13 protein-coding genes are annotated in these 19,123 nt (G+C 64.0%); 8 read left to right on the top strand and 5 right to left on the bottom strand.

Features of this window, described 5'->3' with window-relative positions; translation table 11 throughout:
* Positions 1 to 32: 32 nt before the first annotated feature.
* Genes ctaD through AC3G2C_RS04130 form a run of 3 tightly spaced genes read right to left on the bottom strand, consistent with a single transcriptional unit; the run spans position 33 to position 3,142 of the window.
* Positions 33 to 1,649 carry a cytochrome c oxidase subunit I gene (gene ctaD / locus AC3G2C_RS04140; RefSeq protein WP_488383353.1) on the bottom strand — a complete coding sequence of 539 codons (1,617 nt, stop codon included), beginning with the start codon at positions 1,647 to 1,649 and terminating at the stop codon, positions 33 to 35.
* A gap of 47 nt (positions 1,650 to 1,696) precedes the next feature.
* Positions 1,697 to 2,662: a cytochrome c oxidase subunit II gene (coxB, locus tag AC3G2C_RS04135; protein ID WP_488383352.1), complete on the bottom strand. Its 966-nt coding sequence runs from the start codon at positions 2,660 to 2,662 to the stop codon at positions 1,697 to 1,699.
* 36 nt (positions 2,663 to 2,698) lie between these two features.
* Positions 2,699 to 3,142 (bottom strand): DUF2244 domain-containing protein, encoded by a 444-nt coding sequence (locus AC3G2C_RS04130; RefSeq protein WP_488383760.1) that lies wholly within the window; start codon positions 3,140 to 3,142, stop codon positions 2,699 to 2,701.
* A gap of 498 nt (positions 3,143 to 3,640) precedes the next feature.
* On the opposite strand from AC3G2C_RS04130, the gene putA reads away from it, so the two are divergent.
* Together putA and AC3G2C_RS04120 are read left to right on the top strand one after the other, a co-directional pair.
* On the top strand, positions 3,641 to 6,829 hold the full coding sequence (putA, locus tag AC3G2C_RS04125) for a bifunctional proline dehydrogenase/L-glutamate gamma-semialdehyde dehydrogenase PutA (RefSeq protein ID WP_488383351.1): 3,189 nt from the start codon (positions 3,641 to 3,643) through the stop codon (positions 6,827 to 6,829).
* A 61-nt stretch (positions 6,830 to 6,890) separates the two neighbouring features.
* Positions 6,891 to 7,631 (top strand): TlpA family protein disulfide reductase, encoded by a 741-nt coding sequence (locus tag AC3G2C_RS04120; protein WP_488383350.1) that lies wholly within the window; start codon positions 6,891 to 6,893, stop codon positions 7,629 to 7,631.
* Between the two features lie 108 nt (positions 7,632 to 7,739).
* Here AC3G2C_RS04120 and AC3G2C_RS04115 read toward each other — a convergent pair whose 3' ends face one another.
* The gene (locus AC3G2C_RS04115) at positions 7,740 to 8,564 is read right to left on the bottom strand and encodes an acid phosphatase (protein WP_488383349.1); all 825 of its coding nucleotides are present in this window, start codon (positions 8,562 to 8,564) and stop codon (positions 7,740 to 7,742) included.
* A gap of 222 nt (positions 8,565 to 8,786) precedes the next feature.
* On the opposite strand from AC3G2C_RS04115, the gene AC3G2C_RS04110 reads away from it, so the two are divergent.
* The 5 genes from AC3G2C_RS04110 (at position 8,787) to AC3G2C_RS04090 (ending at position 16,248) form a co-directional block, all read left to right on the top strand.
* Entirely contained in the window at positions 8,787 to 9,767 is a 981-nt protein-coding gene (locus AC3G2C_RS04110; RefSeq protein WP_488383348.1) for an AraC family transcriptional regulator, read from the top strand.
* A gap of 127 nt (positions 9,768 to 9,894) precedes the next feature.
* Entirely contained in the window at positions 9,895 to 11,133 is a 1,239-nt protein-coding gene (locus AC3G2C_RS04105) for a parallel beta-helix domain-containing protein (protein ID WP_488383347.1), read from the top strand.
* A 12-nt stretch (positions 11,134 to 11,145) separates the two neighbouring features.
* Entirely contained in the window at positions 11,146 to 12,294 is a 1,149-nt protein-coding gene (locus AC3G2C_RS04100) for an SO2930 family diheme c-type cytochrome (protein WP_488383346.1), read from the top strand.
* Between the two features lie 59 nt (positions 12,295 to 12,353).
* The gene (locus AC3G2C_RS04095) at positions 12,354 to 14,831 is read left to right on the top strand and encodes a TonB-dependent receptor (protein WP_488383345.1); all 2,478 of its coding nucleotides are present in this window, start codon (positions 12,354 to 12,356) and stop codon (positions 14,829 to 14,831) included.
* A 4-nt stretch (positions 14,832 to 14,835) separates the two neighbouring features.
* Positions 14,836 to 16,248, top strand: a complete 1,413-nt coding sequence (locus tag AC3G2C_RS04090) for a coniferyl aldehyde dehydrogenase (RefSeq protein ID WP_488383344.1) — start codon at positions 14,836 to 14,838, stop codon at positions 16,246 to 16,248.
* Between the two features lie 117 nt (positions 16,249 to 16,365).
* On the opposite strand, the gene AC3G2C_RS04085 is transcribed toward AC3G2C_RS04090, so the two are convergent.
* The gene (locus AC3G2C_RS04085) at positions 16,366 to 17,775 is read right to left on the bottom strand and encodes an OmpP1/FadL family transporter (RefSeq protein WP_488383343.1); all 1,410 of its coding nucleotides are present in this window, start codon (positions 17,773 to 17,775) and stop codon (positions 16,366 to 16,368) included.
* Positions 17,776 to 18,099: 324 nt separating this feature from the next.
* Here AC3G2C_RS04085 and AC3G2C_RS04080 point away from each other — a divergent pair, with 324 nt between their 5' ends.
* Positions 18,100 to 18,396: a YcgL domain-containing protein gene (locus AC3G2C_RS04080; RefSeq protein WP_488383759.1), complete on the top strand. Its 297-nt coding sequence runs from the start codon at positions 18,100 to 18,102 to the stop codon at positions 18,394 to 18,396.
* Positions 18,397 to 19,123: the final 727 nt, after the last annotated feature.

Here is a 19,123-nt window from a genome sequence, read left to right as displayed (position 1 = left end):
CCGGCTCAGCGCCGGAGCGGCCATGCTTGTGCTCAGTCTTCCACGTGACCGTGGGCCAATTCGTCGTCGTGGATCACCGGCGGCAACTCAAAGGTGTGGAACGGCGCCGGCGACGGCACAGTCCACTCCAGGCCCTTGGCGCCTTCCCACACACGATCGGTGGCCTTCTTCTTGGAGAACCACACTGCGTGGACAATCACACCCACGAAGATCAGCTGCGAGGCACCGAACAGGAAGCCACCGATCGAACTGATCATGTTGAAGTTGGCGAACGCCACGTTGTAATCGGGAATGCGGCGCGGCATGCCGGCCAGACCCAGGAAGTGCTGCGGGAAGAACAACACGTTCACCCAGATCACGCTGTTCCAGAAATGGATCTTGCCCCAGGTTTCCGAATACATGCGGCCGGTCCACTTGGGCAGCCAGTAGTAGGTGCCCGCAATAATGGCGAACACCGCACCGGTCACCAGCACGTAGTGGAAGTGCGCCACGACGAAGTAGGAGTCGTGGTACTGGAAGTCCGCCGGCGCCAGCGCCAGCATCAGGCCGGAGAAGCCGCCGATGGTGAACAGGATCACGAAGGCGATGGCAAACAACATCGGGGTCTCGAACGTCATCGAGCCGCCCCACATCGTGCTCACCCAGTTGAACACCTTCACGCCGGTCGGCACCGCGATCAGCATGGTGGCGTACATGAAGAAGATTTCGCCGCCCAGCGGCAGGCCCACCGCAAACATGTGGTGCGCCCACACGATGAACGACAGGAACGCGATCGAGGCAATCGCGAACACCATCGCCTTGTAGCCGAAGATGGGCTTGCGAGCGAAGGTGGGGATGATCTCCGAGACCAAGCCAAAGGCCGGCAGGATCATGATGTAGACCTCGGGGTGACCGAAGAACCAGAAGATGTGCTGGAACAGCACCGGGTCACCACCACCGGCCGCATTGAAGAAGCTGGTGCCGAAATACTTGTCGGTGAGCAACATGGTCACCGCGCCCGCCAACACCGGCATGACGGCGATCAGCAGGAAGGCCGTGATCAGCCAGCTCCACACGAACACCGGCATCTTGAGCAGGTCCATGCCCGGCGCGCGCATATTGAGGATGGTGGCGATGATATTGATCGCGCCCATGATGGAGCTGATACCCATCAAGTGCACCGCGAACACCAAATAGGCTACCGACTCGCCCTGCAACGACAGCGGCGGATACATCGTCCAGCCACCGGCCGGGCCACCGCCCGGGAGGAACAAGGTGGACAGCAGCAGCGCGAAGGCGAACGGCAGGATCCAGAACGAGAGGTTGTTCATGCGAGGCAGCGCCATATCCGGCGCACCGATCATCAGCGGGATCATCCAGTTGCCAAGACCCACGAAGGCCGGCATGACCGCGCCGAAGATCATCACCAGCGCATGCATGGTGGTCATCTCGTTGAAGAAGTACGGCTGCACCAGCTGCATGCCGGGCTTGAACAGCTCTGCGCGAATCACCATCGCGAAGCTGCCGCCAATAAAGAACATCAGGAGAGAGAACACCAGGTACAGCGTGCCGATGTCCTTGTGGTTGGTGGACATGCACCAACGTACGAAGAAGTTTTTGGGCGCGCCGTGGTGATCGTCGTGGTGATCGTGCGTGGCTGCGTGGGCCATAACCTTACACCTCTACCTAAAAGCGGAAACGTTGGACGGCTGAACGATCAGCCCTGATGGCCCTGCGAAGTCGTCGTACCGGCCGCCTGGGCGGTCGCCGGTGCCGGCGCGGTGGACGCGGCAGCAGGCGCAGCCGGCTCGGGCTTGTTGGCCTGGGCCTGTTGCTCGGCCAGCCACTGCTCGAACTCGGCCTTGGGCACGGCTTTCACCACGATCGGCATGAAGCCGTGATCCTGACCGCACAGCTCGGCGCACTGCCCACGGTACTCGCCGGGCTCCTTGATGTTGGTCCAGGCCGCGTTGACGATGCCTGGGATGGCGTCCATCTTCCAACCCAGCGCGGGCACCCACCAAGAGTGGATGACGTCGCCGGCGGTGATCACAAAGCGGATCTTGGTGCCCACCGGAACCACCAGGGGCTTGTCCACATTGATCAGATAGGTGTTGTAGCCGTCCACCTTGACCGCATTGGGGTCGAGGCCGGAATTGAGCTGGCGGGTTTCGTCGCTCTCACGGTCGAGCTTGGACATGAAGCCGACCTTGTCGATCGCCTTGCCCTTGTAGTCGACGTAGTCGTAGCGCCATTTCCACTGGTAGCCGGTGACCTTCACGGTCATTTCCGAGCCGGTGGTGTCGGCAAAGGTGCGCAGGCCGCCGGTGGCCAGGTAGGCCAACACGATCAGGATGATCACCGGAATGGTGGTCCACACGATTTCAAGCGTGGTGTTGTGCGACCACTTCTCCGCCACCGCGCCGCGCGATTTGCGGAAGCGGAACATGGCGATAAACATGGCGCCGAACACCAGCACGCCAATGACAACGCACACGCCCAAGGCGACGTTGTTGAGGAAGTAGGGTTCGGAAGACCACTCGGACGCGCCGGGGGTCATGTTCAACTGTCCTGGCTGCGGATTGGCAAACGCCACGCCGCCGAACATTGCGAGAGCGAAGAGTGCGCATGCCGCCACTGCTCGCTTGATACTGCCAGGCCTGATGCCACCGCCAAATGTCATGTGTTGCACCTTTGTTGAACTTTCCTGCGTCTGAACCTACTTGCGTCGCCGCGGGTCGTTGAACTCCCCCAGCAACACCATGAGTTTCCTAGACAGCTCGGCCCGCTCCTCGTCGGCGAGAAACGCACCGATTTCCAGCTCTCGTCCGTGCGACGTCAACAGCAGACGAGCCCTCCCCTGCTCGGTGTTCAACTTCACGCGCACCCAATACGTCGGAAAGCGCGCACTTCCACGACCTGGCAGGAATTGCACCTCCAGCGACGATTCGTCGAGGGTGATGCGCTCGCTGCGGTCGCCAGCCCGCCAGGCCACGCCAAGGGCGAAAGCCACGGCGGCGGACTCCACCAGGGCGAACAGCGGCGCAAAGACATTGCCTTGCCACGCTCCCAACCCAGCGGTCGTCAGCGCCAGCGCCGCCAGTACTCCGATGAGTCGACGCAAGTCCCGACGGCTGAGCGCACGATTGGGCTTGAGCCACATCGTTGCGCAAGGCGAGCCGGTACCCGCTGGTCGAAGCACGATCATGAGGACTCGGCGTGCCTGGAACATCGGCATCATAGGCCGCCACGCCGTCGATGATCAACAACGTCGCAGGCATCTGACTTGAAGCAGGGGTGAACACACAACGCGGCGATGCCCGCGCTGGAATCCTGGCGCGCGGATGATCACGCAGCCCTTATGCGTCAGTTACTTGCGTGCACCCCGACCGAGAACCCGGGAGCGCCATTCACCGCTCTATCCGGGGGTGCGACCGTTTGCCACGGGTCGCGCCGCAACACGAGGCCCGGCAATCCATCGCCGAGCGTGCCGCGCCCCTCGGCCTGCCCCATACCTCGATCGCCGAGCAGTCCTGCGACGACACCGGGACGGCACATATATAAGGTGTGCCGCAGCGCAACACCCCGTACGGATGCGTGCGCATTCCCCCACGCGTACAATCCGGCGATTCCCCGCCCCGCCCTCTGTTCTGGCCATCCTGTGACACAGCCCATACTCAGCCCCGAACTCCCGACCGGCGTGCAGCCGGCCCGTGCCCGCATTACCGCGGCCTGGTTGCGCGATGAGACCGAAGCCGTCAACGACCTGCTGGCCCAGGCCACCCTACCGCCCGCCGAGCGCGAAAAGGTGATCGATCTGGCCGCCGACCTGGTGTCCCGTGTGCGCGCCCGCGCCAAGGACCAGAGCGCGGTCGAATCCTTCATGCGCCAGTACGACCTTTCCTCCGAGGAAGGCGTGTTGCTGATGTGCGTGGCCGAAGCTCTGCTGCGCATCCCCGACAAGGGCACCGCCGACAAGCTGATCCGCGACAAGCTAGGCGATGCGAACTGGAAGAAGCACCTGGGCCAGAGCGAGTCGGTGTTCGTCAACATGTCGACCTGGGGCCTGATGCTCACCGGCAAGCTGGTGACGCTGTCGGAGGAAACCCGTCACGACTTTACCGGCGCGCTGCGTCGCCTGGTCGGCCGCGCGGGCGAGCCCGCCATCCGCCTGGCCGTGCGCCAGGCCATGCGCATCATGGGCCACCAGTTCGTGATGGGGCAGACCATCAACGACGCACTGGATCGCTGCGCGCAGAAGGAATACGCGGTCTACCGCTACTCCTACGACATGCTTGGCGAGTCGGCGCTCACCAGCGAAACCGCCGAGCGCTACCAGCAGGATTACCGCAACGCCATTGCCGCCATCGGCTCGCGCGGTCCGTTCGCCAATCACACGGATGCGCCGTCGATCTCGGTGAAGCTCTCGGCGCTGCATCCGCGCTACGAAGTCGCCAAGCGCGAGATCGCCCGCCGCGACCTCACCGCCAAGCTGCTTGAGCTATCGCAGCTGGCGATGAAGCAAGGCATCGCGCTGTCTGTGGACGCCGAGGAAGCCGATCGCCTGGAGCTGTCGCTGGACATCATCGGCGACGTGTTCGCGCATCCCACGCTGGAAGGCTGGAACGGCCTGGGCATCGTGGTGCAGGCGTACTCCAAGCGCACGCCGTTCGTCATCGACTGGCTGATCGAAACGGCACGCGCCAGCCATCGCCGTTGGTACGTGCGCCTGGTGAAGGGCGCCTACTGGGATGCCGAGGTCAAGCGCGCGCAGGAAAACGGCCTCTCGGGCTACCCGGTGTATACGCGCAAGCCCAACACCGATGTGTCGTACCTGGCCTGCGCGCGCAAGCTGTTCGATGCCGGCGTGGAACTGATCTACCCGCAGTTCGCCACGCATAACGCGCACACCATCGCCGCCGTGCATCACATCGCGCATGGCCGCCCGTACGAATACCAGCGCCTGCACGGCATGGGTACGGACCTCTACGCCGAAGTGATCGGCCAGCAGAACCTCAACGTGCCGTGCCGCGTGTACGCGCCGGTGGGCACGCATGAAGACCTGCTGCCGTACCTCGTACGCCGCCTGCTCGAAAACGGCGCCAACACCAGCTTCGTCAACCGCGTGGTCGACGAAACGCTGCCGGTGCGCGACCTCGTCGCCGACCCGTGCGAAACCGTGCGCGCCTTCGCCTCCATCCCCCACCCGCGCATTCCGCTGCCGGTGAATCTCTACGGTGAGAATGCTGCGCTCGCGCAGAATTCAAATTTTGTATCCAGGAAGAACTCCATGGGCGTCAACTTCTCCAACGACAACGAACTGAAGGCCCTCGCCGAGGCTATCCAGAGCAAGAACGGTCCGTGGACCGCCGAGCCGCTGGTGCCAGGCGCCAAGAGCGCCGGCGCCACCGTGTCGGTAACCAACCCGGCCGACCGTCGCCAGGCCGTGGGCAGCTACGTCACCGCCGACAGCGCCACCGTGGAACAAGCCCTCAAGAACGCCGTTGCCGCGCAGCACGCGTGGGATCGCCTGCCGGCCGCCAGCCGCGCCGCCATCCTTGAGCATGCCGCTGAGCTGCTGGAAGCGCGCCGCGGCGAATTCATCGCCCTATGCGTGCGCGAAGCTGGCAAAAGCCTGCCGGACTCCATCGCGGAAATCCGCGAGGCCGCCGACTTCCTGCGTTACTACGCCGCCATGTCTCGTCGCCTGTTCGGTCACCCCGAACAGCTGCCGGGCCCCACCGGCGAAAGCAACCAGCTGTTCCTCAACGGCCGCGGCGTGTTCGTGTGCATCAGCCCGTGGAACTTTCCGCTGGCGATCTTCCTCGGCCAGGTAAGCGCCGCGCTTGCCGCCGGCAACACCGTGATCGCCAAGCCCGCCGAACAGACCAGCCTGATCGGCCACGCCGCCGTGAAACTGCTGCACGAAGCCGGCGTGCCGGCCGACGTGCTGCAATACCTGCCGGGTGATGGCGCCACCGTGGGCGCCGCGCTCACCAAGGATCCGCGCGTGGCCGGCGTCGCCTTCACCGGCTCCACCGAAACCGCTTGGGCGATCAACCGCACGCTGGCCGCACGCAACGCGCCCATTGCCGCCCTGATCGCCGAAACCGGCGGCCAGAACGCCATGATCGCCGACTCCTCCGCGCTGCCCGAGCAGATCGTCAAGGACGTCATCTCCTCCGCCTTCCAGTCCGCCGGCCAGCGTTGCTCCGCCGCGCGCGTGCTGTTCGTGCAGGAAGACATCGCCGACAAGGTGTGCGACATGCTTGCCGGCGCCATGGGCGAACTCAAGGTCGGTGACCCGGGCCAGCTCAGCACCGACGTGGGCCCGGTGATCGACGAAGACGCCAAGAAGATCCTGATGGACCATGCCGCGCGCATGGACAAAGAAGCCAAGAAGATCGGCGAGGTGAGGCTCGACGCAGCAAACACCGGCAACGGCACCTTCTTCGCGCCGCGTGCCTACGAAATTCCCTCCCTGTCCACGCTCACGCGTGAAATCTTCGGCCCCGTGCTGCACGTGATCCGCTGGAAGGGCAACGAGCTGGACAAGGTGGTGGACGAGATTAACGCCACCGGCTACGGCCTCACGCTGGGCATCCACAGCCGCATCGACGACACCGTGGAGTTCATCACCAGCCGCGCACGCGTGGGTAACTGCTACGTCAACCGCAACCAGATCGGTGCGGTGGTCGGCGTGCAGCCCTTCGGCGGCGAAGGCCTCTCGGGCACCGGCCCCAAGGCCGGCGGCCCGCACTACCTGCTGCGTTTCGCCGGCGAGCGCACGCTCACCATCAACACCACGGCCGCTGGCGGCAACGCCTCGCTGCTCACCATCGGCGAGTAATCGCTGCGCAAAGGCCGGCGCGCGAGCGCCGGCCTTTTTGTTTGCCCCAGGAGCCACCGCCATGCGGCATCACCGCTTGCGAGCATCCTTGCTAAGCATCGCCCTATCCCTGCCGCTGGTGGCGCTCGCGCAAAACACAGGCGCAGAACAACGCTTCATCGCCACGCTGCAACTGCGCGACGCCGCCAACGTGCGCTACCTCGACGCGGCCGGCAAACCAGTGGACTACGCCGCCTTCGCGCAACAGCTAGGCCAAGGCCGCGACTACAGCGTCACTCGCGACACCCAGGCCAACGCTGCCGTACTGCGCTTGCGCCGCCCCGGTGCATCGGCAGGTGAAGCGGGTCGATTCGCCTTCGGTCGCGGCGATGCCTTCCTGCCCTTCGAGCTCACCTCATTGCAGGGCAAAACACAGCGCCTCGGCGATTTCCGCGGCCGCTATACCCTGGTGAGCTTCTTCTTCGCCGATTGCGCGCCGTGCATTGCCGAAGTACCCACGCTCAATGCTTACGCACGCGCGCACAGCGACATGAACTTCGTCGCCATCACGTATGAAGACGCCAACCAGGCCAACGCCTTCGTACGCCAGCGCGGCCTGGAATGGAAGGTGCTCGTCGACGCCACCGCACTCACCGACACCCTGGGCATCGGCACCTACCCCACCTTGATGCTCATCGACCCCGAAGGCCGCGTCGCGGGCGCCGCCGTAGGCAGGGCATACGTCTATGACTGCACGTACGACGCGACGTCGCCCTCCGCGAAGCTGGCTTCGCCCTCGCGCGTCGTCTCATTGAAGCTGTAAAACGACGCTGGCACACAATCGCACAGCTTCATGGTCTTGCCTTACCGACTTTGGCGCCCCGCAACTAAGAACACGGCGACAAAGTCGGCCGCATTCGCGCGTGGCTGCTCAATACGGCGTTGGCTCAATCAGTGCCTCTTCCGCACGACACTGTGCCCCCGCATTCGACGGCGCGCTCTTGTGATAGTCGCCCAACTCCTGTCGCGCGGCAGAGAGTTTGGATTGGAATTCTTCCGACGCGTGCAGCGTGGCGACCACCGCGCCGCCGTTCATGGCGCCGGCTTCGATGGCACTGAGGTTGTGCACGCCGCACACCACGCGGCTGTCGCCGAAGGCGCGGGCGCGTAGCAGCAGTTCGGTGGCGCGATCGGGGGCGAGTTCGGTCAGCACAAGGCCCACGGCCCAACCGCGTGTGGCGTGGCCAGATGGATAGTCGAAGCTGTGCGCTAGTTGGTCGGTGGGCTGACAGGTGGCGCCCGCGTCGATGAGGAAGGGGCGTTGGCGTTGGTTGGCTTTTTTGGCGGGGCCGGTGGATAGGTCGGCGGCGCGGCTGGTCTGATCCACCAATGCAGTAAGGTGTGGCAGGCGTGTGGCATCCAGATTCACGCCCATGGCGCAGCTGAAGTCTGCCAGCAGCACTGGCGTGGCGTAGTCCACATCGTGCTGGGCAAGCACCCAGCGTGGCGTGCCCTCTAAAGCACGCGTGGCGCGAAACACACCGCGATCGGCTTCGTAGCGTGCTGAGCCCGGCTGCGGCGCGCGTGGCAACAGAATGGCCGTTTGCAAGGCGGATGCCGGGGCGCTGGTGGTGCCGCTGCTCGCCAGCATGGTCGCGGGAGGTGGCGATGGCGCGGTGGCGACGGGGGCGCAGCCCGTCACAAGGGCCAGGCTCAGCGCAGTCGAGGACGCGAACGAACCGGCGAACGCTTTCATGGACGCTCTCCCGTACGATGGACGTGCCGGCGTGGTGCAATGCATGAAGCGGCCGGCTGCCCGCCATGATATAGATCATATGTGCGCGGGGCGTGTCCGGCGCGGGGCGGGGGCTTCCATATGCGGTCTGTCGTGGCCTTGAGCGGCCATCCAAACGACGACGTTACGACGGCGCTTCTTAGCGCCGACCCCCGCTTTACGGCTGCGCAAACCCCTCCTAACGTGCTGGTGCACCTGACGCAACTGGCCCTTGCGCGCGGTTTGCGCAGCGATGCCTGGTTCGCCGGTTCGGGCCTCACCCGCGAGCAGCTCAATGACCCCAGCCTGCGCGTCTCGTACCGGCAAGCCCGCTCGGTGATCGCTCGCGCTCTGCTAGCCACGGGCGAGGCCGGGCTGGGCTTGGCCGTGGGCCGGGTGGAAACGCTGGGCAGCTTTGGCCTGTTGGGGTTGGCCATGATGACCTCGGCGACCTTTGGCGACGCCATGCAGGTGGGCATTGCCCATCACCGCGTGAGTGGCAGCTTGTTGGACGTGAGCTTCGAAGAGGTCGGCCCGCGCGAAGTCGCCCTGGCTGCGTGGCCTCGCTTTAACGATGCGCCGTTGCTGCCGTTTCTGTGCGAGGAATTGTTCGCCAGTTCGCTGGCGATTGCGCGCGAGTTGTTAGGGCATGATTTCCGCCCGTCGCGCCTGGAAGTCACTTACGCACGCCCGCCGCACGTGGCGCATTACGAAGATTATTTCCAGTGCGAGCTGGTGTTTGGTGCGCGTTACAACCGCATCGTGCTCGATGTGTCCTGGCTTGAGCATCCGCTGCCTACGCACAACCCGCTCACGGCCAAGCAGGCGCTGGCGTTGTGCAACCAGCAGGTCGATCCGGATGGTGGCCAGCAGGAGATCGTGGCCTCGGTGGAGCGCTTGCTGCGTAGTCGCCTGCGTCATCAGCCGCGTCTTCCCGATGTGGCGCGCTTGCTCAATATGAGCGAGCGCTCGCTGCGTCGTCGCCTAGCCGAGGGCGGGCGGATTTTTCGCGAAATCCATGATCGCGTGCGCGCGGAGCGCGCGTTGGAATTGCTGCACGGCGGCACACTCAGCGTCGCCGAGATTGGCATGGAGATCGGCTTTAGCGACCCACGCGAGTTTCGCCGCGCCTTCAAACGCTGGACCGGCATGCCGCCGCGTAGCGCCCGCCAGCACGCGGCCTGACATCCACACAAACGTTTGACTGGCCGATTTGCCCCCCTTCGACGCTCCTGCGGCCCTCCCCGGTACCCTCACATTTCCCTGACAGTGGGGCGTCTGCAGACAGCCATTACTGGGGAGTAAGGCGACCATGCGCAAGACCACGTTTACCGTCATCCTGCCATTGCTGCTGGCCGCCTGCGGCCACGAGGCGCCGCCGGCGCAAAGCAGCAACGACGCCTCGTTCGAGGCCAAGCTCCAGCAGCAGTTGCTGGATGCCAAGCCCGGCAGCGTCATCCAGATTCCAGCCGGCCACTATCACCTGCAACGCGGCCTGAGCCTGCGCACCGATGGCGTCACCATCAAGGGCGAAGGCATGGACAAGACCGTGCTGTCTTTCAAGGGCCAAGTGGTGGGCCCGGAAGGTTTGCTGGTGAACGCCAATGATTTCACCATCGAAAACCTCGCCCTGGAGGACACCAAGGGCGATGCGCTCAAGATCAACCAAGGCAAGAACATCACCATTCGCGGTGTGCGCGTGGAATGGACGGGCGGCCCCAAGACCACCAACGGCGCCTACGGGCTGTATCCCGTGAAGACGCAGAACGTATTGGTTGAGGATTCCGTGGTCATTGGCGCCTCCGATGCCGGCATTTACGTGGGCCAATCCAACAATATTGTGGTGCGCCGCAATCGCGCCGAGTACAACGTGGCCGGCATCGAGATCGAGAACTCGGTGAATGCCGACGTGTACGACAACACCGCCACCAACAACACTGGCGGCATCTTGGTGTTCAACATGCCCAACCTGTCGCAGGCCGGGCATAGCACGCGCGTGTTCAAGAACAAGGTATTTGGCAACAACACCGACAACTTCGCCGCGAAGGGTGCCGCCGTGGCGAGCGTGCCGCGTGGTGCGGGCGTGGTGGTGAACTCCAACGACAAGGTGGAGATCTTCGACAACGACATCGCCGACAACCAGACGGCGAACGTGATCATCTCCAGCTATTTCTCCACCAACTACTACAACACCAAGGGTGTGGCGACCGATTACAACCCGTACCCCAAGGGCATTTTCATCTACGACAACCGCTTCAAGGGCGGCGGCGATTCGCCGGATGGCCTCAAGCTCAAAACGCTCAAGACCGCCGTTTTCGGCCTGAGCGGCAAGTTCCCGGACATCCTGTGGGATGGCTATGTGGATGAGAAGACGCTGGTGAACGGCCTGCCGCCCGAGGGCGACCGCTTCTGCATCCAGAACGGCGACGTGGGCGTGATCAATGCGGATGGCCCGCACGATTACAAGAACCCAACCACGGACACCAAGCCCTACCAGTGCACGCTGCCCAAGCTGCCGCCAGTGGTGCTCGACCCGGAACCGAAGGCCTGAGGATCGTCGTTGATGTCGATGAATGCATATCTTCGCGCGGGCCTGTTGTTGATCCTGCTATTGCTTGGCGGCTGCCACCGGGGCATGGACCCGGTGGCCTTCCAGGCCGATGGACGCCCGCCCAAGCTGAGTGACTGGCACGTGGTGGAAGTACGCGACGGCAAGCTGGTACTCAACCAGGGCGTGGTGCCGTACGACCTCAACACGCCGCTGTTCACCGACTACGCCCACAAGCTGCGCACCATCTGGATGCCCAAGGGCGTATCGGCCAAGTACGACCCCACCGATACGTTCGACTTTCCGGTGGGTACCATCATCAGCAAGACGTTCTATTACCCGCGCGGTGACAACGGCAAATTCAGCGACGTGGCGCGCACGTACGACAGCTCGCACGACTTTGCGGGCGAAGGCCTGGATATGTCGCATGTGCACCTGATCGAGACGCGCATCCTGGTGCGTCGAGAGTCCGGCTGGTCGGCTATTCCTTATGTTTGGAAGGATGACCAAAGCGATGCACTGCTGGCACGCACTGGCGCAGTGATACCGCTCACGCTGGTAAGCGACACCCATGGGCGCGAGGACTTCAACTACGTCGTGCCTGATGAAAGCCAGTGCGCCAGCTGCCACGCGCAGGATTGGGTGTCGCGCAAGGTGCATCCCATCGGCCCCAAGGCGCGCCACCTCAATCGCGATTATCACTACGCGAGCGGCGAGGAGAACCAGTTGGCGCACCTGATGAAGGTGGGTTACCTCACCGGCGCACCGGCACCAAATGAGGCGCCGCGCAATGCGAACTGGATGGACGAGCGCGCCTCGCTCGATGCCCGTGCGCGTGCTTACCTGGACATCAATTGCGGGCATTGCCACAACCCCAAGGGCGCCGCCAACACCACGGCTCTTACGCTCGACGTGAGCGCACCGGAGGATCGCCACCTTGGTATCTGCAAGCCGCCAGTCGCCGCCGGCCGTGGCACGGGTGACCACTTGTTCGACATCGTGCCGGGCGCACCGGCCGATTCCATCCTGCCCTACCGCATGGAGTCGGCCGAACCGGGCGTGATGATGCCTGAGCTGGGACGCAGTACGGTGCACCGCGAAGGCGTGGCGCTGATCAAGGCTTGGATCGCTGCGCAGTCGGGGGGCTGCGTGGCGATCCACTAACTGGAAGCAAGCCGCGGCCTTCGGGCCGCGGCGTTTCTTATCGAGGGGAGACACGAGTGATGAGCATCCGTCCACGTCTGTTGTCCATGTCGCTGCGCCAACTGCTGTTCGGTAGCGCCACCCTGTTGCTGGTCGCCACGCCTTTCGACGCCGTAGCCGACGACCAGGCGAGCACCACTGCGCAGAACAACACCAGCGTCACCACCAGCACCCAGGCCGATCCAGAAAAGGCCAAGCTGCTAGGCAACGTGACGGTGACGGCGCAAAGCCGCAGCCAGGAGGTGCAGTCGGTGCCGATTCCGCTGCAGATCGTTACCGCCAAGCAGATCGACACACTCGCGGCGACCGATCTCAGCAAGATGGATATCTTCGTGCCGGGGCTGGTGATCGATGCCAGCCAACCCACGCAACCAACCTATGAGTTGCGCGGCATCAGCACGAGCAACTTCGGCATCGGCACCGAATCGGCCGTTGGCGTGTACATCAACGGCGTATACGCCGCGCGCTCGGGCGGATCGCTGCTGGCGTTCAACGACATCGCCCGCATCGAGGTGCTCAAGGGGCCGCAAGGCACGTTGTTCGGCCGCAACGCGGCGGCGGGTGCCATCTCCATCGTCACCAACGAGCCCACCGACAAGTTCGAGGGCAAAGCGCGCGTGCGCATCGGTAACGATGGCCGGCGCTACGCGGATGCGCTGGTGAACATTCCCATCAACAAGGATATGGCGCTGCGCGTAAGCGTGCTCGACAACCAGAGCAACGGCTGGATCAAGGATGCCGCCACCGGCCAGCACTACGGCAAGGACGACGACTGGGGCACGCGCGCCGTCTATCGCTGGAACATCACCGACAACACGCGCGTGCTGCTTTCGTGGGACCACGAGGAACTCAAGCAACCACCCGCGCCGGCCATCGGCCTGATTCCGCTCAGCAACGATACCAACCAGCGGCCGCCGTTCCCGGCGGACCCGAGCACGTATCTCAACCCGCTGCATGCGCCGCTTTATAACGACACTATTGGCGCACTGGAGAAGCGTCGCTTCGATGGTGTAACGCTCTCGGTGGATCACTCCTTTAGTTGGGGTAGCCTGGTGTCCACCACGGCGTGGCGCGGCTTCGACACGTTCAATCGGGGCGACTACGACGGCACCAACCATGTAGTGAGTTACCTGGACACCACCAACATCGAGCACAACAACAGCTGGTACCAGGAATTCAAACTCCAGGGCAACACCGACTTGATGGACTGGGTGGGTGGCGTGAGCTACTACCAAGAGCAGGCGCGCCAGACCAGCCAAACCAATATCAACACCGATAGCCTCGATACGCTCGCGCAGAACATCTATGGCATCGGCACGCCACTCACGGAGATCAGCCAGGGCCTTGCGGCATTCGGCCTGCCCTACAACCTGCTGGGCGACCCGTGGCACGAGGCCATCAGCAACGTCGGCAAGTTCAAGGCGTATGCCGCGTTTGGCGACGTGATCTGGCACATCAACGATCGCCTGGATATCACCACGGGCCTGCGCTACACGCGCGACGAGAAGGATTTCAGCTGGTACAACATGCCACGCAGCGCGCCGCAGTTCGACGCCACCGTGGCCGCACTCAAGCAGAGCGGCATCTATGCCATCCTGCCGCCGGAAGCGCAGATGGTCTTGGCGGCTTTCGGTAGCAACGTGATCTTCCCCACCGCCGTGGGCATGCCGGTGTACGCCAGCAACACGTGGAACAACTTCAGTCCGCGCGTGGTGGCGAGTTACAAGTTCACCCCCGATGTGATGGGCTACGCGTCGGTCACGCGAGGCTACAAGGCAGGCGGCTACAACAGCGTGCAGGTGGGTTCGCGCTTTGAGCCGGAGAAGGTCACCAACTACGAGGCGGGCATCAAGAGCTTTATTCCGGACGCCAACCTGATCCTCAACGGCTCGGTGTACTACTACCGCTACGACAACAGGCAGTCGTTGGCACTGGACCCGAACAGCCCGGCCTCGGGCGTGCCCATCTACATCGTCAACAGCAGCAACCAGGAAGCCAAGGGCCTGGATTTCGAGGCCCAGTGGCAGCCGATCGACGGCCTGCGCGTGGGCCTGATGGGCGCGTATATCGATGCCACCTATCGCAAGGCCACCGCCCCAGACGGCACCGATCTCACGGGCCAGCCGACTGGCGCACCCAAGTTCTCCGGTGCCCTCTCACTGGCTTACACTTGGCATGGCGTCGCCAACGGCGATCTGGAGTTCGACGTGTCACAAGCCTATCGCGGCCGTAGCCGCTGCAATGCGGATTCGCAGTTGCAAGGCGAGTGCAACATCAGCCCGAACTTCCAGACCGGCACCAGCCAGCAACGCACGGATGCACGCCTGGACTGGCACGCACCCGGCGATCGCTGGGGCGTGGCGCTGTACGGCACCAATGTCTTCAACAAGCGGTACGTGACCGGCGTGAACAACATCAGCACCAGCGTGTTCGGCACACCGTTCGCTACCATCACGCCGCCCCGCATGTGGGGCGTCGAACTACGCGCGAAGTTCTAATGCCATGAAAGAGCCCAGCCCCTCCCTGCACGCCATCCTGCTGCGCCTGCGCGAAGCCCAGGCGCGTGATCCACTGCCGGCTTGGAGCGTACGCGCCGCCCGTTTGCGCACGCTGGAGCGACTGCTCACCGAGCAGCGCGACGCCTTTGCCCAGGCCATCAGCGAGGATTTCGGGCACCGCCCCAAGGAGGAGACGGAGCTGCTGGAGCTTTACCCCAGCCTGTCCAACCTGCGTCACTCGCTCAAGCGCGGCAAGCGCTGGATGCGTCAGCGCGGGGGGCTGGCGAACCTGGTGTTTCTGCCCGCGCGCACGGCCGTGCTGCCGCAGCCGCGCGGCGTGGTGGGCATCATCGTACCGTGGAACTATCCGCTGTTTCTGGCCGTGGGCCCGTTGATCGACGCGCTCACCGCCGGCAACCGCGTGATGCTCAAGATGAGCGAGTACACCCCGCGCTTTTCGGCCCTGTTCGCCGAACAGGTGGCTCGCTACTTCGCCGCCGATGAAGTCGTGGTGGTGACTGGCGATGCCGAGGTTGCGCAGACCTTCTCCGCGCTGCCGTTCGACCACTTGTTGTTCACCGGCTCCACCGCCGTGGGTCATCACGTGATGCGCGCAGCAGCGGCCAACCTGACGCCGGTAACGCTGGAACTGGGTGGCAAGTCACCGGCCATCATCGGCCCCGGTGCGCGCATGGACAACGCGGTGCAGCGCATCGTGTTCGGCAAGCTGGTGAATGCGGGCCAGACCTGCATTGCACCGGATTACGTGCTGGTGCCGCGCGCGCAACTGGGCACGTTCGTGAGCAAGGCGCGCGACACGGCGATGCGGCTTTACCCCAACCTCTCCACGCAGGAGCATTACGCCTCCATCGTCTCCGATCGCCAATACCAGCGCCTGGCCGCGCTGCGCGACGATGCCGTGGCAGCAGGCGCCCGTATCGAGCCACTGAGCGACGCTCGTGACTTGCCGGCACAACGCCTGCTGGCCCCGGTGATCCTCACGGGCGTAAACGATGACATGCAGGTCATGCAGGACGAGATCTTCGGCCCGCTGCTGCCAGTGATTCCATACGACTCATTGGAACAGGCGATGACGTATATCGCCTCGCGCCCGCAGCCGCTCGCGCTTTACCTGTTCGAGGAGCATCGTGCCACCATTGCACGTGTGCTGGAGCGCACCCATGCGGGCGGCGTTACGGTGAACGACACGCTGTATCACATCGCCCAGCATGGCCTGTCCTTTGGCGGCGTGGGCCCGTCGGGCATCGGCGGCTACCACGGCAAGGCTGGCTTTGAAACGTTCTCGCACATGAAGTCCGTGTTCCGTCAGGCGCGCCTCAACGGCGCGGGCATGCTCAACCCACCGTACGGCTCACGCTTCCAACGCATGCTCAAGCTGCTGTTGCGGCTAGGCTGAGGCGCCCGCAACGTTCAAGACATCGGGCGCCAGCGCTTGTTGGCATCGCCCATAAAAAAACTCCCCGCGCGAGCGGGGAGTTTTTTGTTACGGGTTCCTCTTGCGGCTAGGCCGCTATCAGAACTTGTACTGAGCGGACACCGCCAGCAGGTTGCCGTAGTCGTCCGAGCTGCCGGTGAGCACGTCGCCGGTGGAGCTGGTGGACTGCATGTGCGCCTGGTTGACGAAGATGTGCGCGTACGAGGCGTTGATCAGGAAGCGCTCGCTGACCTTGTAGCCCAGGCCAAAGGACACCAGCTGACGGGTCGAATCGGGCACGCGCGGATCGCGGGTGGCCGCATAGGTCGGCGTGGTGTCGATGGCGATACCGGCGCGCAGCGTCAGCTTGTCGTTGTAGTAGTAATCACCACCGATGGCGGCGTACCAGGTGTTGCGCCAGTTGAACACTTCGGTCGTCGGCGGCTGCACCGGGTTGGAGTAGTTCACCGTGAGGTTCTTGAACGAGTCCCACTTGGTCCAGGCCACGTCGATGCCCAGGCCGAACTTTTCTGCCTGGTGCCAGTAGCTGGCAGTAGCCACGGCCGGGGTGGTGAACGGCGCAGTGCCTTCGGTGTGGGTGAAGGGCGTGCCCTTGCCACCGAGCAAGCCGGCGACCAGCGGGTTGCTCAGCAAAGCCTGCACATTGGTCGGCACGGTGAAGTTAGCGGTACCTTCCAGGGTGTGCGAGATCTTGGAGCGGTAGTTCAGGCCGAAGCGATCGTTCGGGGTGGCCTTCCAGTAGGCACCCACCTGCCAGCCGTAACCCCAGTCGTCACCCTTGATGCGAGCGATGCCGTCCGAACCCGGCGGAATCTGCTGCTCAATCGCCGGTGCCAAGGCACCCAGGCCGAACTGGTTGAGCAGGCCCACGGCCACGCCGTTGTAGTTGACGGCGCTGGTCAGCTCGGCCGAGGTCTTCTGCGCGATACCGCTCACGCCCAGGGCGAAGTTGTCGGTCACGTCATAAGAGAAAGACAGCGTGCCGTCGAGCGAGGTGAACTTGGACTTGATGGCGTTGTAGCGGCCGATCCAGTTCGAGTCGTACTCGGTCTGGAAGCCGAACGGCACGGAGAACGCTGCGCCCACGTGCCACTTGTCGCCCAGCTGGGTGGCGAAGAACAGCGCCGGCACCGGCATGGTGGTGCCGGCGTCGCCGCCGTTGCCGCCGCTGATCGGGCGACCCTGCGCGTCGACGGCCGAACCGCTGAACTTGGTACCGAAGTTGATGGCGGTAACGTCCGCCTGGAAATAGGTGCCCTTGAGGTCGGACATGGCAGCGGGGTTGTTCACCACCACGGACACGTCGCCACCGGCGGTGGCCGAACCAGCGTACGCACGGCCCATGGCCGCGGCGCTGTTTTCATGCAGCTGGAAGGCACTGGCGTGAGCCTGCTGCGGCGCAGCAATGGCGCCCAGGATGGCCAGGCTCAGCGCCGCAAGCGTGAGCGGATGGCCCGCACGAGAAAATTGACGGAAAGACATCTGCATCAGCATTGCTCCTGCTTTTTGTTGATCTGACTGGGGTCGTAGCGAGGGGACAGACGAGAAACACACCCATTTCATACGCGCGTTTAACACCCCTGCCCGGCACTGTGCCCACTCACCGAGGGGCTTGCAAGTGCGGTTGCAGCAAAGTCTTACGGCGATGGCGACCGATCGAAGCCGATCGTTGTGCATTACGTGCAGATCGCCACGCGATGCCGTGCGGGAGGACGTGTGCGCCCCGGGCTGCTAACCTTGCGTGTCGTCGCGCCGTTGCCAGTGCGCCCTCTTCATTGCAGATCCAGACGCCGGGGTGCCGTCATGCAAGCCATGCATTGTTTTGTCTATGCCAGCCAGCGCAAGCCCGATACCTACCTGTGGCTGGCCAAGCGGGACGAGTTCGCCTGCATCCCGGAGTCGCTGGCCTTGATGCTGGGCGACATGCGCTTTGTGCTCGAAGTGGAACTTACGGGCCAGCGCAAACTGCCTCAGGAAGATGCCCAAGTGATCATGGAGCACCTCGCTACGAAGGGCTGGCACCTGCAGTTGCCGCCCAGCGAGACATTGGCGGCGGCCAATCATCCCGCCTACAAGAGCGCACCGACGGATCGCGGCCACGACGACTGAAAGTCGTCGAAGATCGCCGCAGTTAACACCGGATTACCGTCTGGCCTTGTCACGATTCCTATACTCCGCGCCTATGGCCTACACAAAAACGCGTCGCCCGCCCCCGTTTGTCCAAGCCCTCGCATGGTTCGTACCTGGCTTGATCGCCACCGCGATCGCCGCGATTGGCGCCCACCCGCTGGCCCTGATTCCCCTGCTCATCGCCAACGCGCTGACCATGGCGGCGGTCTGCCACGCGATCGGCTTTGATCCGGAACCGCGTTTCGGGCGCACCGTACTGCGCCGAGGTGCCGCTTACCTGGTGATGTTCACCGGCTACGTGGTGCTGGTGTTCGCCCTGGTGGCGTGGCCCATGCTCCGACTCAATCAGGCGCCCACCCTGGGCGGCGCCTTGCTGCTGGCCGGTGCGTTGGTGGTGGCCTTGGCCGCGCTGTGGCGCATGTGGCCTGCCTTTGGCTTGGTCTATGTGTGGGATGACGCCTACCCCCCGCAAGGTGATGGCTCGTGGATCTTTACTGCCACCGCGCGCAGCATCGCCTTTGGCCGCCATCTCTCGCGCGAAGAACGCTTTTTCACGCATTTCCTGCCGGCAGCGTTCTCGCTGCTGGTACTGGCCTTTGTCGCCATTGCGCTGACCGGGCTGTACGGCGTGCTGCCTTCGGAGCTGCGCACCGCCGCGCTGGTGATCTATGGCGTGGTGCTGATGCCGCTGGGTTGCCTGGTGATC

The organism is Frateuria sp. sgz306004, assembly GCF_057750885.1.
Note: the sequence above shows the minus strand (reverse complement) of the source record. Positions and strands in the feature narration are given on the sequence as shown.

Bases quoted from the DNA above. Each gene is read 5' to 3' on its own strand.
- coxB (WP_488383352.1), bottom strand. From the start codon at position 2,662: ATGACATTTGGCGGTGGCATCAGGCCTGGCAGTATCAAGCGAGCAGTG.
- AC3G2C_RS04130 (WP_488383760.1), bottom strand. From the start codon at position 3,142: ATGTGGCTCAAGCCCAATCGTGCGCTCAGCCGTCGGGACTTGCGTCGA.
- AC3G2C_RS04105 (WP_488383347.1), top strand. From the start codon at position 9,895: ATGCGCAAGACCACGTTTACCGTCATCCTGCCATTGCTGCTGGCCGCC.
- AC3G2C_RS04085 (WP_488383343.1), bottom strand. From the start codon at position 17,775: ATGCAGATGTCTTTCCGTCAATTTTCTCGTGCGGGCCATCCGCTCACG.
- AC3G2C_RS04080 (WP_488383759.1), top strand. From the start codon at position 18,100: ATGCATTGTTTTGTCTATGCCAGCCAGCGCAAGCCCGATACCTACCTG.
- AC3G2C_RS04095 (WP_488383345.1), top strand. From the start codon at position 12,354: ATGAGCATCCGTCCACGTCTGTTGTCCATGTCGCTGCGCCAACTGCTG.
- AC3G2C_RS04100 (WP_488383346.1), top strand. From the start codon at position 11,146: ATGTCGATGAATGCATATCTTCGCGCGGGCCTGTTGTTGATCCTGCTA.
- AC3G2C_RS04115 (WP_488383349.1), bottom strand. From the start codon at position 8,564: ATGAAAGCGTTCGCCGGTTCGTTCGCGTCCTCGACTGCGCTGAGCCTG.
- AC3G2C_RS04120 (WP_488383350.1), top strand. From the start codon at position 6,891: ATGCGGCATCACCGCTTGCGAGCATCCTTGCTAAGCATCGCCCTATCC.
- ctaD (WP_488383353.1), bottom strand. From the start codon at position 1,649: ATGGCCCACGCAGCCACGCACGATCACCACGACGATCACCACGGCGCG.
- AC3G2C_RS04090 (WP_488383344.1), top strand. From the start codon at position 14,836: ATGAAAGAGCCCAGCCCCTCCCTGCACGCCATCCTGCTGCGCCTGCGC.